The organism is Kribbella sp. NBC_00709 (assembly GCF_036226565.1).
In the GTDB taxonomy this organism is placed as follows: domain Bacteria; phylum Actinomycetota; class Actinomycetes; order Propionibacteriales; family Kribbellaceae; genus Kribbella.
In genome coordinates, this window is the sequence record NZ_CP108996.1 from 5,783,191 (window position 1) to 5,795,100 (window position 11,910).

The 11,910-nt window shown below is 67.8% G+C and carries 15 protein-coding genes and 2 tRNA genes; 6 read left to right on the forward strand and 11 right to left on the reverse strand.

The genetic code is table 11. The features are described from left to right. Positions 1-45: 45 nt before the first annotated feature. Together OHA18_RS28520 and OHA18_RS28525 are read right to left on the reverse strand one after the other, a co-directional pair. On the reverse strand, positions 46-231 hold the full coding sequence (locus tag OHA18_RS28520; RefSeq protein ID WP_328998398.1) for a hypothetical protein: 186 nt from the start codon (positions 229-231) through the stop codon (positions 46-48). Positions 232-275: 44 nt separating this feature from the next. Next, a tRNA-Ile gene (locus OHA18_RS28525) sits at positions 276-349 on the reverse strand. A gap of 128 nt (positions 350-477) precedes the next feature. Here OHA18_RS28525 and OHA18_RS28530 point away from each other — a divergent pair. Then, positions 478-615, forward strand: a complete 138-nt coding sequence (locus OHA18_RS28530) for a hypothetical protein (protein ID WP_198681893.1) — start codon at positions 478-480, stop codon at positions 613-615. 95 nt (positions 616-710) lie between these two features. Here OHA18_RS28530 and OHA18_RS28535 read toward each other — a convergent pair whose 3' ends face one another. The 6 genes from OHA18_RS28535 to OHA18_RS28560 form a co-directional block, all read right to left on the reverse strand. After that, positions 711-1,373 (reverse strand): hypothetical protein, encoded by a 663-nt coding sequence (locus OHA18_RS28535; protein WP_328998399.1) that lies wholly within the window; start codon positions 1,371-1,373, stop codon positions 711-713. A gap of 94 nt (positions 1,374-1,467) precedes the next feature. Then, positions 1,468-2,070, reverse strand: coding sequence for a DUF4232 domain-containing protein (locus tag OHA18_RS28540; protein ID WP_328998400.1), 603 nt, complete (start codon positions 2,068-2,070; stop codon positions 1,468-1,470). A 73-nt stretch (positions 2,071-2,143) separates the two neighbouring features. Further along, a tRNA-Asn gene (locus OHA18_RS28545) sits at positions 2,144-2,216 on the reverse strand. 93 nt (positions 2,217-2,309) lie between these two features. Next, positions 2,310-2,849 carry a hypothetical protein gene (locus OHA18_RS28550; RefSeq protein ID WP_328998401.1) on the reverse strand — a complete coding sequence of 180 codons (540 nt, stop codon included), beginning with the start codon at positions 2,847-2,849 and terminating at the stop codon, positions 2,310-2,312. A gap of 44 nt (positions 2,850-2,893) precedes the next feature. Then, positions 2,894-3,778, reverse strand: a complete 885-nt coding sequence (locus OHA18_RS28555; RefSeq protein ID WP_328998402.1) for a sigma-70 family RNA polymerase sigma factor — start codon at positions 3,776-3,778, stop codon at positions 2,894-2,896. Positions 3,779-3,884: 106 nt separating this feature from the next. Beyond that, positions 3,885-5,423, reverse strand: a complete 1,539-nt coding sequence (locus OHA18_RS28560; protein ID WP_328998403.1) for an amidohydrolase family protein — start codon at positions 5,421-5,423, stop codon at positions 3,885-3,887. A gap of 81 nt (positions 5,424-5,504) precedes the next feature. On the opposite strand from OHA18_RS28560, the gene OHA18_RS28565 reads away from it, so the two are divergent. The 3 genes from OHA18_RS28565 to OHA18_RS28575 are packed head-to-tail and all read left to right on the forward strand — an operon-like array spanning position 5,505 to position 8,298. Further along, the gene (locus tag OHA18_RS28565) at positions 5,505-6,281 is read left to right on the forward strand and encodes a uracil-DNA glycosylase family protein (RefSeq protein ID WP_328998404.1); all 777 of its coding nucleotides are present in this window, start codon (positions 5,505-5,507) and stop codon (positions 6,279-6,281) included. A gap of 32 nt (positions 6,282-6,313) precedes the next feature. Beyond that, positions 6,314-7,183 carry an exodeoxyribonuclease III gene (locus tag OHA18_RS28570; protein ID WP_328998405.1) on the forward strand — a complete coding sequence of 290 codons (870 nt, stop codon included), beginning with the start codon at positions 6,314-6,316 and terminating at the stop codon, positions 7,181-7,183. Beyond that, positions 7,183-8,298: a hypothetical protein gene (locus OHA18_RS28575; RefSeq protein WP_328998406.1), complete on the forward strand. Its 1,116-nt coding sequence runs from the start codon at positions 7,183-7,185 to the stop codon at positions 8,296-8,298. The genes OHA18_RS28570 and OHA18_RS28575 overlap by 1 nt, the downstream gene beginning before the upstream one ends. Here OHA18_RS28575 and OHA18_RS28580 read toward each other — a convergent pair. Continuing rightward, the gene (locus OHA18_RS28580; protein ID WP_328998407.1) at positions 8,291-8,791 is read right to left on the reverse strand and encodes a mycothiol transferase; all 501 of its coding nucleotides are present in this window, start codon (positions 8,789-8,791) and stop codon (positions 8,291-8,293) included. The two genes, OHA18_RS28575 and OHA18_RS28580, sit on opposite strands and share 8 nt — an antisense overlap. Positions 8,792-8,840: 49 nt before the next feature. Here OHA18_RS28580 and OHA18_RS28585 point away from each other — a divergent pair, with 49 nt between their 5' ends. Beyond that, on the forward strand, positions 8,841-9,872 hold the full coding sequence (locus OHA18_RS28585; protein WP_328998408.1) for an aldo/keto reductase: 1,032 nt from the start codon (positions 8,841-8,843) through the stop codon (positions 9,870-9,872). Here OHA18_RS28585 and OHA18_RS28590 read toward each other — a convergent pair. Then, positions 9,869-10,456 carry a hypothetical protein gene (locus tag OHA18_RS28590; RefSeq protein ID WP_328998409.1) on the reverse strand — a complete coding sequence of 196 codons (588 nt, stop codon included), beginning with the start codon at positions 10,454-10,456 and terminating at the stop codon, positions 9,869-9,871. The genes OHA18_RS28585 and OHA18_RS28590 overlap by 4 nt on opposite strands. A 24-nt stretch (positions 10,457-10,480) precedes the next feature. Between OHA18_RS28590 and OHA18_RS28595 the strand changes: the two genes are divergently transcribed. After that, positions 10,481-11,206 (forward strand): DUF5995 family protein, encoded by a 726-nt coding sequence (locus tag OHA18_RS28595; RefSeq protein WP_328998410.1) that lies wholly within the window; start codon positions 10,481-10,483, stop codon positions 11,204-11,206. Here the strand turns inward: OHA18_RS28595 and OHA18_RS28600 are convergent. Then, positions 11,203-11,907 carry a M50 family metallopeptidase gene (locus OHA18_RS28600; RefSeq protein WP_328998411.1) on the reverse strand — a complete coding sequence of 235 codons (705 nt, stop codon included), beginning with the start codon at positions 11,905-11,907 and terminating at the stop codon, positions 11,203-11,205. The genes OHA18_RS28595 and OHA18_RS28600 overlap by 4 nt on opposite strands. Positions 11,908-11,910: the final 3 nt, after the last annotated feature.

The following is an 11,910-nucleotide window of genomic DNA, read 5'->3' on the forward strand; positions in this document are numbered from 1 at the left end:
CGGCGTCCGTGTGCTGGTGCCGGTCGAGGAGCGGGACCAGGTGCCTCAGATCGCCCCGCCGTTGATGCTGCGCCGGGAGCGACCTTCGCGATCTTCGCGGCGCTCACACTGACCGGCGAGGTCAGCTACTGCGTGCCGCCGATGCCCGGCGGCGTTGCCCGCGACGAGACCGGCTGCCGCTACCTCACCAACCGCGCTCACCAGCCCGGCGTGGCACGTATGCCTTGGCAACAGAAAGAGAGTAGATGTGGTCTCTGACCTGCGGCTTCTTGGTGTGGGGCGGGCGGGACTCGAACCCGCGACCCAGGGATTATGAGTCCCCTGCTCTAACCAGCTGAGCTACCGCCCCGTGTGCGGGTGATCGTATCGGGTTGGTGGGGGTGGGGTGTGAAACCAGGGTGGGGTCAGGGGTTTGACTGAGGGGTGGGTGGGGCGGACCGGGCATGATGGAGGCAGGTCCGAATGAGAGGAACTCCCATGGGCTGGTTCATTTTCCTGGTGATCGTGGTGGGCGCCATTGCGGCGTACAAGTACCGCGTGCCGCTGTTGGCGAAGATCCTCGGTCAGCCGCAGGATCGCATCCAACGAGCCATCGACCGGAAGAAAGGGAAGTAGGCGGCCGGCGTAGCGGACAGACGTGCAGAGGCCCCGACCGCAGGATGCGGTCAGGGCCTCCTTGATTCAGTTGACTCAGCTGACCCGGTCCGGCGTCAGCCGACGAGTACTGCGACGACGGATGCGGCTGCGGTGATCTCGCCGCTGCCGGCCGCGCCGGCGTCGTCGTTGTAGCCGAAGGCGAACACCTCGACGGTGGTCGCCTTCTTCACCTCCACGACTTTCACGGTCGAGCCGGTCAGCTCGCGGTCCTTCGCGGGGGAGATCTCGGCGCCGAGGATAGTGCCGTAGTCGGTGCCGAACGCGGTGTCGGAGGCGCCGACCCGGAGTGCGAGCTGTGGGCGCGTGCCCGGGACGCCCGCGGCGGTGCGGGCGAAGAACGCGGTCGAGTTCAGCAGCCAGGTCCCCGGCTGCAGGGTGAACTCGCCGACCTTGGTCTTGCTGGTCTTGAACGAACCGCCGATCTTCGCGATCGCCACCGGATCGAAGTCCTTCGAGACGCCGGACTTGCCGTAGGCGTCGGTGTCCTTCAGGAACGCGTTCCGGTCGGCTGGCACGATCTTGCTCGCGGGCAGGCTGTTGTCGACGACCTGCGAGGCGGCGACCGACCGCGGGCAGAGCGGGTACGTGAGGCTCTTGCAGTCCGGTCGTACGGCGCCGTTCGCGGCGACCGTCACACCGACCAGGACACCGGCCCCGAGCACGGCCGCGACCAGCAGCCGTCCGCTCTTGGTGTTCAGGAACTTCTTGACGTTCACGGGTTTCCTTCCCCTCCATCCCCGAGGCCCCCTCGGGATCAGGAGAGGAACGTACCGGCAAAGCGTTGGTCTAGGCCACTATCAAGCTTTTGATTCAGGTGGGGAACGTCCGGCACCAGGCGGTCAGGGTGATTTTGGCTGTGCTGCCCAGGTCGGTGTCCACCGGCCAGACGACCGCGTGTTCTCCCTTGCCCCGCGCAACAGCCACGTAGGTGCCGGATGCCTTGTCCTCGCCGGCTTCGACTGTGTTGGACCACGAGATGGCAGCGACGGCTGTTTCACCCTTGCGGAGGAGCAGCTTCGCCGGACCCGGGTCGATCGCCATGTACGACGTGCCGCGAGTGACTGTCACGTTCATCGCCCGGCGGCCGGGGTCGAGCACCGCGATGTCGGGGTAGCCGTCGACGGTGATCGGTGTGGAGCGGCAGTTGGTCAGCTTGATGACGACGGCTCGGTGGCCGAGGGCCGCGTCGACCGGCCCGACGGTGATCGAGGCGCCGGAGGCCGGGCACGTCGGCCGGGGCGGTGCCGGTGTCGGATCGGGGTGAGCGGTGGTGAAGGGGGTAGGGCCGAGCGGCCGGGGTGTCAATTGGGTGAGGGAAGGCCTGCTGCCGGTCGTCACGGCTGCGCTCTGGGTGCCGCAAGCGGTGAGGAGTAGCAGTCCGGCGAGAAGCCCCACCCGGGCACGACGATGCATTCGTCGAACCTACCTGCGCCTGCAGGGCATCAAAAAGCCGGGCTCCTGGGAGAGGAGACCGGCTGGTTTGTTGCTCCCGCGACTGGACTCGAACCAGTAACCTGCCGGTTAACAGCCGGCTGCTCTGCCAATTGAGCTACGCGGGATCGTGGTGCTGCATGACCCCGAAACCCTGAGGACCTGAGTAGATTAGCAGGCGGGCAGCGAACTACAAAAACGGGATTCGGCTGCCTGCGGGGTCAGATTCCGAACTCGTCGCGGACCTGTCGGAGCGCGGACTCGGCGGCCTCCACGACCCCCGGCTGGTCGGGCTCCAAGCCCTTGTCCAGAACGAAGTTCCACCTGACGGTGGCGTCGGTGACGGCCGGATTTCGGCGGCCGACGATGCGGACGCCGCGTTTGCCGGCCAGCGGGACGTGGCGCTGCACGATGATGCTCGCGTCGACGCGTTCGCGCAGGAGTTGGCCGAAGCGACCGGGATCCTCGACCTTGAGCTCGGTCGCGCGCAGCGGAGTACCGAAGTCGGTCGTCTCGTAGATGTGCAGGACTGATGCTTCGGAGTCCCAGTTGGCGCGCTCGATCTGCTCCCAGCCGACCCGGCGGTCGGCGTCGGTGGAGTCCGAGGGCAGGTAGACCGCCGACCGCGTGCCGGCGGCCCAGCGGCCGGTGGTCAGCTGTACGGCGGCCAGGATGTCTTCCTTGCTCCCGGTCGCCTGGCGGGCGGCCGCCGAGACGGCGTCAGCCAGCTCACGCGGCCAGGAGGTGCGGAGAAGTCTCACATGTTCATCATTCCAGTCGGGTCAAAGGCGGCGGGGGTGAGGGGTCAGGCGACGTAGTCGCGGAGCTGGGGGAGGGCTCGGCGGCGGAGGTGGCGGAGGGCTTCGCGTTCCAGGGTCCGGACTCTTTCGGTGGTCAGCTCGAGGCGGGTAGCGGTCTCTTCGGGTGTGCAGGGGATCCGGCCCTGGAGGCCGTAGCGGTAGAGGAGGACGGACTGATGCAGGTCGTCGAGGAACTGGAGGTGGTGGGCGAGATCGCGGCGCAGGGCAGCGAGCAGAACGATCGGGTCGTCGTCGATCACCGGGTCGGAGTCGTCGGCGTCGAGGGTCTCGGGTTGCAGTCGCCAGGCCTGGGCGCGCTCGATCCGGGCGACGGTGAGGCCGGTCGCGTCGGCCAGCTCGGGGTTGGTCGGCTCGCGCCCCAGCGCCTGCGTCAGGTCGTTGCGGCTGGTCGCGACCCGGGACGCGTCGACATACGCCTGGGCGGGCATCCGGACCAGTCGCGATCGGTCCGAGATCGCGCGCCCGATCGACTGGCGGATCCACCAGATCGCGTACGTCGAGAAGCGGTGCCCGAGCCGATGGTCGAACCGCTCCACCGCTCGCATCAGCCCGATGTTGCCTTCCTGGATCAGATCGAGCAGCGAGATGCCCTTCCCGGCATACCTCCGGGCCAGTGAGACGACGAGGCGCAGGTTGCCCTCGATCATCCGGTGCCATGAGCGCTGCCCGAGCGCGACCACCTGCCGCAGGTCGGCAGGATCATGCGGCCCTTGCTCGTCGCGCAGGCGCTCCGCCGCCAGCAGACCGGCCTCGATCCAGTACGAGTGCTCGCTCACCTCCTCCAAAGTCAGTAGTTCGTGCTGCCCGATGTCGCGCAGGTACGCCACCAGCGCGGTCACGTCCGCCGGATCACAGTCCAGATCTGCCATCCCGTCCCTCTCGCCGCCAAATCTCCTTACCCAAGAGAGTGCCGCGATTCGCCCCGTCAGAGACCGGTGACTTCAAGTATGTGGATAACTACAGCAAGTTAGTTCCTCAGGCGTACGCGCGGAGCCCGCTGAGGAGACCTTGGTGGAAGGGGTTGGCGTCGACGGTGTCGAACCAGGACGCCCCCGTGGTCAGGGGCTCCAGTGGTGGGACGACGACCGCGTTCGGGGTGGCGCCGGCCGGGCCGCGGCGGCGGAGTTGGTCGTCGAGCTCGGGTGAGGGCATGTCGGGCAGGAGGACGAAGGTGTCGGCGGGGAGCGGGGTCGTCCCGTTCGGGGAGAACGCGTCAGGGGCATCGGCGGCGAGGGCGGCGAACGTGATTGCGGCGCGGGCGGCGGCGCCGGCGGGATCCGAGCGAACCTTTTCGAGGTCGGCCAGAACTGTCGCGAAGGTGACCGACGAATTGCCGTAGTCGATAGAGCGCGTCAGCTTGCCGACGGTGATCGGGGTGGCGGTCGGGGCGAGTCGCTTCATCAGGGGTCGGAGGCCGTAGCGGGCCTTGCCGCCGACGACGACAAGTCGTATGTCGGCCTCGCGAGCGACGATCAGCGACCGGTAGAAGTCGGGGGACGAGCGGCGTACGACGATGAGATCGGCCAGCGCGCCGGCTTCCAGTCGACCTAGCGGGCGCGGCCACATCCCGGACAATGCGTCACCCGGGTTGGACGTCAGCATCCGGACCAGTTCTTCGTCGGTGAAGACCGACTGGGTCTTGTTCCACAGATCGGCGACCTTCAATTCCCACAACACGTTCCGCGTCCCCGACGGTCCCCAGTCCGATCCCAGGCACAACCGCACGCCGGCGGCATGCGCGGTTCTCACATCCGCCGTTGCCCCGTACAACCACAGGTTCGAGAACGGCGACCACACCAGGGTGGAATTCCCGGCGCGCATCGCGGCGAAATCGTCGGCGTTCAACGCGCCGCCGTGAATCGCGACCAGCTGCGGTTTCACCACGTCGACCGCTTCCAGCAACTGGAACTCGGACCGCAGTTTCGGATCCGATCCCTCCGCCGAATGCGCGATGAATCCGCGTCCGGCCGCCACCGCCGCGGCGTACGGCGCCAGCGCTTCCTTGCTGTCGGCAACCAACGTGCTGACCCGGATGAAATCGTCGTGGGTACCGAGTTTCTCGGAGTCGACGTTCCGGATCAGGTCGTTGTCCGGCGGTACGGCGCCGCGCGGGTTCCCTTGGATCGACGTCGTACCGCCGACGATCGCCCGTGTCTCGACGTACCTGAGCAGTGCTCGCCCCGCGGCCGCGCCGAGCAGCCGGGCCGGCTGGCTGATCTGCGCGCTGTACGTCGGCGCGCCGCCCCACTGGTTGTGCGAGGTCCACGGCTTCTTCCGCGAAGGCTCTGTCCACAACGGCAGACTGTTGTACATCAAATGATTGTGTAGATCGATCAGTCCGGGGAAGATCAGCCCGCCGGCCGCGATCTGTTCCGCGTTCTCGAAACCGGCCGGCACCGCGTCGAGAGGAGTGACGGCCGCAATCAGCCCGTCATCGCCGACATACACCGCGCCACCGGGAAGAATCTGCCCGTCCGGCCGCATTGTCACCACGGTTCCACGCAGTACAAACATGGCTCGCCCTCCCGTAGAATTCCCCGTGCCGCCCCTGATCTCGAGCGTAAGGTCACGGATCGTCGAGGGGGAGGTATGGCGATGGCCGATTTTGACGCGGGCCCGCCGGTCACGGTGGCGCGGCACTTCGCGAAAGTCCCGAGTTATGCGGACTTCCAGGAATTGTTCTGGTACGACTGGGGCCCGGTCTTCTACCGCGGCCGGCTGAACCGCACCGCCCGGTTGCTCGCGATCGCGTCCGATCCCGGGCCGACCGAGCGGGTGGCCGGACGGACGCTGGTCGGCGACGCGGGCCAGCGGGTGCAGGGGTTCTTGACCAAGCTCGGCCTGACCCGCAGCTACGCGCTCGTCAACGCCTACGCGTACGCCCTCAGACCGTCACGCGCGCAGAAGGCCGCGCCGCTGCTGGCACGGCCCGATCAGTTGGCCTGGCGCAACACCTTGCTCGAGCTGATCACCGGCCCGCAGTTGCAGGCGATCGTCGCGTTCGGCGTCCAGGCCCGCGCGGCGCTGCAGATGTGGGACGGCAAACCGGACGTCCCGGTGTTCGAGGTGCCGCACCCGACGAGCCGCAATCCACAGGCGCTCGTCGACAGTTGGCGTCAAGCCGTGATCGAGCTGCGCGGCATCGTGACCCCGGATCCCGACGGCGACAACGCCGTACCGAACTACGGCCCGAAGTTCGGTGAGTCCGACTACGCCGCGATCCCGGCGAGCGACCTGCCGTTCGGCGTACCGCCGTGGCTCGGCAACGACGCGTGGGGACGTCAGGACAAACCACGTCACAACAACAGTGTCGATCGCCCGTCGACCGACCTTCTCAACACTCTCGTCTGGCGCGCACCCAAGCTCGGCTGAAAGTTGTCCCCCGCGGCCGCTACCTTGGTCGGATGCGAGTGGCGACGTGGAATGTGAACTCGGTCAAGCAGCGAATGCCGCGGTTGCTGGACTGGCTCGACGAGCGGCAGCCGGATGTCGTCTGCCTGCAGGAGACCAAGCTGGCGGACGACGCGTTCACCGCGCTGCTCGGCGCCGAGCTGACCGGCCGCGGCTACGAGATCGGTCTGTACGGCGAACCGCAGTGGAACGGCGTCGCCCTCCTGTCCAAGGTGGGACTCGAGGACGTCGTCACCGGTGTCGCCGGCGCGCCGGGCTTCCCGAATCCTGAGGCCCGCGCGGTCGCGGCGACCTGTGGTGGCATCCGGATCCACTCTCTCTACGTGCCGAACGGGCGCGTCCCGGACTCCGATCACTACCACTACAAGCTGGCCTGGCTCGCCGCCCTCACCGAGGTCGTCGCGAACGGCCCGGCCGACCAGATCGTCTGCGGTGACATGAACATCGCCCCGACCGACGCCGATGTCTTCGACCCCGTGGCGTACGTCGGTCAGACGCACGTGACTCCGCCCGAGCGACAGGCGCTGGCGGAGCTGATGGCCGCGAAGGACCTGCACGACGTCGTCCGCGACCGCTGGCCGAGCGATCGCGTCTTCAGCTACTGGGACTACCGCGCCGGCATGTTCCATCAGGACCTCGGGATGCGGATCGATCTGATGCTCGCGACCGATTCGGTGGCCGAGCGCGTCAAGGCCGCGTGGATCGACCGCAAGGCCCGCAAGGGCACCGGGCCGAGCGACCATGCACCGGTGGTCATCGACCTCGACACCGCACCGGACGGCGACATCGGACCGGTCGTGCCACCGCCGTCCGCGCCGCGGACCGGCCGGAAGAAGACCACCAAGCTTCCGCAGAGCCGCTGATGCGCCGCCTCGCCGCAGTCGCGATCCTCGTGCTCGCGACCCTCGCCGCCTGCAGTGACGAAAAGCCCCCGGCGCCGAGCCCCGTCGCGTGGACGAAGGTCGACACTCCAGCTGAGCCCGTCACTCTGACCGCACACGGCGATCAGCTGCTCATCGGCCTGCGCCATCGCGGGGCCAAGGTCGTTCCGGAGCTGCTCCTCCAGGACAGCACCGGCAAACGTACGCAGATCACCGTCAAACCCAACCCGGCCAGCCCGTACGCGTTCGAAGCCATCTGGTACTCGATCGCCTACGACGGCAAGCACCTCCTCGCCCTGGGCGGAGCTGCCGGTGGCGCGCACTCCAACACCCGCTGGACGGTGTGGACGGGCACGCCCCAGACCGGACTGATCGAACAGCCGCAGGACTTCTTCACGTTCGGCGGCCAGACCGCGGGCGACCTGTACAGCGCGGTCATCACGCCGAGCGGCCAAGCGCTGCTCGGCTCGTGGGGCGGTGTCGTGACCGGCAACGATGCCATGGTGTGGCTGCCCCAGGGCAACAAGTGGACCCGGCAGGACCCAACCAAGACGGCCCTGCAGAGTACGCCGAACCTCCTGGTCGGCCCGGGTTTCGGTGCGACCCTCGGCGAGAGCATCCTTCTCTTCGGCTCGCAGGTGCGACTTGCGCCCAACGTTGTCGCCCAGGAAGCAGCCGTCTGGCGTTCGACCAAACTCAACCAGGGCTGGTCCCGGATCGTCCTGCCCGATCCGGGCAACCGCAGCCAGGCGAACACGGCCACCTGCGCGAAGGACTGCATCATCTCCGGGTACGTCGACGGTCAGCTCGCACTCTGGCAGCTCGACGCATCCGGTACGGCGAAGCGGCTCCAAGGCGTCCCGTCCGTGCCCGTCGGCGACAAGGACAAGCTGCCGCCCCCGGTCGTCGACGGCGGCAAGATCATCCAGATTGTTGCCCAGGACAACAAGGTCAAGATGCTCACCTACCAGGACGGTCACTGGACCGTCCAGGACTCACAAGGTCCGGACGGCCAGGTGACCGATGCCGTCCTGATGCCGGACCACAAGCTCTACCTGATCGCCGGCACCTCGCTCTGGCAGACGACCCTCAGCTGAGCAGACCCTTCACGTACGCCGCCTGGCCCGCGTGCTGCGCGCAGTCGTCGATCACGCTCACGAGACGCACCCCGAGCGAGACCGGCGGATTCCACCGCTTGTCCACGATCCGGTCCAGACCATCGTCGGTCACCGTCTCGAGGAACTGAACGGTCCGCGCGTGCACGGCGTCGTAGTACCCAAGCAACTGATCGGCTGACAGTTGCACCAGCGCCACCTGGTCGGACGAGTGTGCGTAGCCGGTGTCGGCCTCGGGCAGCGGCAGCCCGAGGCGCTCGTGCCACCCGTCCGCCGTGTAGACCTGGTCGTAGCCACCCGCGTCCGCGAGGTGATCGTCCTGGACCCGGGTCAGGTGCCAGACGAGCCACGCGATCGAGTTGGCGGTCTCACCCGGCCGCGTCGCGAGGGTCTTGTCGTCGAGCCCTGCGACGACATCGTGCAAGACCTCCTGAATCCGGCTCTGTGCGTCGAGCAGCAGGTCACTTGTCTTCATACGGCCACCGTAGTCTTCGACTCGGACAGTTCTGAGAGAGGGAGTAACCGTGGAATATCGCACGCTGGGCGCGAGCGGCGCTGTGGTCTCGACCTACACGCTCGGCACCATGACCTTCGGCAGCGAGACCGACGAGGCCGGTTCGCACGGACAGCTTGATCGATACATCGAGGCCGGCGGCAATTTCATCGACACCGCGGACGTGTACTCCGCGGGCGTGTCCGAGCAGATCGTCGGGCGCTGGCTCGCGAAGAGCTCGGCCCGGGACAACGTCGTCCTGGCGACCAAGGGCCGGTTCCCGACCGGGGACGGGCCGAACGACGTGGGCACCTCGCGCATCCACCTCCGGAAGGCGCTGGACGCGTCGCTCGACCGGCTCGGCGTCGACCACATCGACCTGTACCAGTTGCACGCCTGGGACCCGGTCACGCCGCTCGAGGAGACGCTCAGCTTCCTCGAGGACGCAGTACGCGCCGGCAAGATCGCGTACGGCGGACTGTCGAACTTCACCGGGTGGCAGCTGCAGAAGGCCTGCGACCTGATCGGCTACCGCGGCTGGTCGAAGCTCGTGACGCTGCAGCCGCAGTACAACCTGCTGGTTCGCGAGATCGAGTGGGAGATCGTCCCGGCCGCGCAGGAGAACGGGCTCGGCCTGCTGCCGTGGTCCCCGCTCGGCGGCGGCTGGCTGACCGGGAAGTACTCGTTCGACGAGGAGCCGACCGGTGCGACCCGCCTGGGCGAGAACCCGGACCGCGGCGTCGAGTCGTGGTTCCGCCGCAGCCGCAACCAGCGGGTCCGTGACGTCGTCGACGCGGTCCGGGAGATCGCCGAGGCTCGCGGGATCTCGATGGCGCAGGTTGCGCTCGCCTGGCTGGTGGACCGGCCGACCATCACCTCGGTGATTCTCGGCGCCCGCACCATCGAGCAGCTCGATGACAACCTCGCCGCCGCGGATCTGCACCTCACCGCGGAGGAGACGGCCACGCTCGACGAGGCCAGCGACCCTGGCGCGGCGGACTACCCGTACGGCGGCCCCGGCGTGGCGCAGCGCGGCCGGCCGATTGCCGGTGGTCGTTCCTAGCCGTCGACAGCAAACCGGAGAGCGGAGTACGACGCAACCAGCGCACGCCGCTCCTCCGCCAGCAGCGGGTCGTCGCGATCGCAACCGGCTCGGACCCAGCGGTCCGAGAGGTCCATCGCCTCGACCCGCTTGCGTGCTGCCTGCCGTACTGCGTCGCGGTCCGCGTCGTACACGTAGGAGTAGAGGTCGATCAGCGCGGCCTCGAGTTCGGCCTCCGTGACGTCGACCGAGTGCTGCTGCTCTCGGTGGATCCGCCACCATTCGACCTCGAAGGCGGCGGCGCGCGCCGGGTCGAACAGCAGCCCGCTCGAGGCGGCGACGAGCTCGTAGAAGCGACGCATGTACGCGCGGGCCACGTCCGGCTGGTTGTCGGGGTACGGCGCCCACACCTGGTTGGCACGGAGTACGTACCACGCTCCGCTGAGTGTCCGATGCGGCGGCATCCCGAATCCGGCCGAGACCATCCCGACCGCGGCGACGAGGAAGTCGCGCCACTCGTGCCGGTAGTAGGCGGTCCAGGCATCCGTCTCGCGGTTGCCGACGACCACCGGGTCGAAGGACAGTGGACCTGTTCTGGTACGCATGATCCCTCCCCCTGAGGAGATCCGATGAACGATGGTAGTCCGATCGCCGACGTGGTGGCGCGCATGCAGCAGCGCATCGACGACCTGCCGGCGGACGTTGCCCACCGGCGGTACTTCCTCAGCACGTATCTGCGGACCACCCAGGCGGTGGGGAAGGCGATCGACGACGCCCGCTTCGAGGATCCGGCCTGGGTCGAGGTGTGGGACGTGAAGTTCGCGGAGCTGTATCTGCAAGCCCACGATGCACAGCTCGCCCCGAGGCCGTGGCGGTTGGCGTTCGAGGCGTCGCCACAACTACCTGCGTTGGGTCACGTCCTGCTCGGGATCAACGCCCATGTGAACTACGACCTGCCGCAGGCGTTGCTCGAGGTGATCAGTGACGAGGACTTCCTGGATCCGGCCCTGATGGATCGGCGGCGGCGCGATCACGAGCGGATCGACGGTGTGCTGTCGGAGCGCGTCGCAGCGGAGGACGAGGAGCTCGCGGCGACCGGAGTACGCAGCCTGTTGGACCATGTGCTCACTCCGCTCAACCGGATGGCGTCACAACGCTTCCTGCGGGAGTCCCGGCAGAAGGTCTGGCACAACACGGTCGAGCTGCAGAGAGCGCGCGTGGCCGGTAGCTACGAGAAGAGACTGGGCGAGCTGGAGGTGCTGAGCGCGGCCAAGGTGGCTGACCTCCTGCGGCCTGGTCAGGTGCTCTTGCGGCTGGCGGTGACCGGGTTCGGCGTCACGCTGCCGCCGGTCTAGCTCGGCAGTACGCCGGACCAGATGACGCCGACCACCAGACAGCCGAGCGTCAGCAACCCGAACACACCGACCCACAGCAACGCCGGAACACCGGTCAGGCGACGCAGCTGGTCAGCGTCCGAGCTACGCCCCTGACCGTGACGACGGGAGCGCTGCAGCTCCATGACCGCTCGCGGAGCAGCCAGCAGCAGGAACCAGGTCAGCAAGTGAGCGAATGTGGTCTGTACCTCTGCTGATCCCCACCAGGACACTCCGAACACCAAGGCACCGAACACAAGCACTGACCACAGTCCGAAGAGGTTGCGGATCTGCAGCAGCAGAATCACCAGTGCGAGCAACAGTCCCCACAAGAGCGCCACGGCGTACCCGCGGCTCAGTACGAACGCTGCGGCGAGGCCGAAGAGTGCAGGGCCGGGGTAGCCGGCGAGTAGCACTGCGATCATGCCGGCGCCGGTCGGCTTGCCGCGGGACACGGTGACGCCGGACGTGTCGGAGTGCAGTCTGATGCCGGACAGCTTCCGTCCGACCAGTGCGGCGATCAGACCGTGCGCGCCCTCGTGCGCGATCGTCACTACCTGCCGGGTGTACTGCCAGACCGGTCGCCAGGCGATCAGCAGCAGCGCGGCCACACCGGTCCCGATCACCAAGCGCAGCGACGGCTCGGGCTGGACGGACGTGATGCTGTTCCAGAACTCACTCACCCG

Bases quoted from the DNA above. Each gene is read 5' to 3' on its own strand.
- OHA18_RS28530 (WP_198681893.1), top strand. From the start codon at position 478: ATGGGCTGGTTCATTTTCCTGGTGATCGTGGTGGGCGCCATTGCGGCG.
- OHA18_RS28540 (WP_328998400.1), bottom strand. From the start codon at position 2,070: ATGCATCGTCGTGCCCGGGTGGGGCTTCTCGCCGGACTGCTACTCCTC.
- OHA18_RS28555 (WP_328998402.1), bottom strand. From the start codon at position 3,778: ATGGCAGATCTGGACTGTGATCCGGCGGACGTGACCGCGCTGGTGGCG.
- OHA18_RS28560 (WP_328998403.1), bottom strand. From the start codon at position 5,423: ATGTTTGTACTGCGTGGAACCGTGGTGACAATGCGGCCGGACGGGCAG.
- OHA18_RS28565 (WP_328998404.1), top strand. From the start codon at position 5,505: ATGGCCGATTTTGACGCGGGCCCGCCGGTCACGGTGGCGCGGCACTTC.
- OHA18_RS28570 (WP_328998405.1), top strand. From the start codon at position 6,314: ATGCGAGTGGCGACGTGGAATGTGAACTCGGTCAAGCAGCGAATGCCG.
- OHA18_RS28575 (WP_328998406.1), top strand. From the start codon at position 7,183: ATGCGCCGCCTCGCCGCAGTCGCGATCCTCGTGCTCGCGACCCTCGCC.
- OHA18_RS28580 (WP_328998407.1), bottom strand. From the start codon at position 8,791: ATGAAGACAAGTGACCTGCTGCTCGACGCACAGAGCCGGATTCAGGAG.
- OHA18_RS28590 (WP_328998409.1), bottom strand. From the start codon at position 10,456: ATGCGTACCAGAACAGGTCCACTGTCCTTCGACCCGGTGGTCGTCGGC.
- OHA18_RS28595 (WP_328998410.1), top strand. From the start codon at position 10,481: ATGAACGATGGTAGTCCGATCGCCGACGTGGTGGCGCGCATGCAGCAG.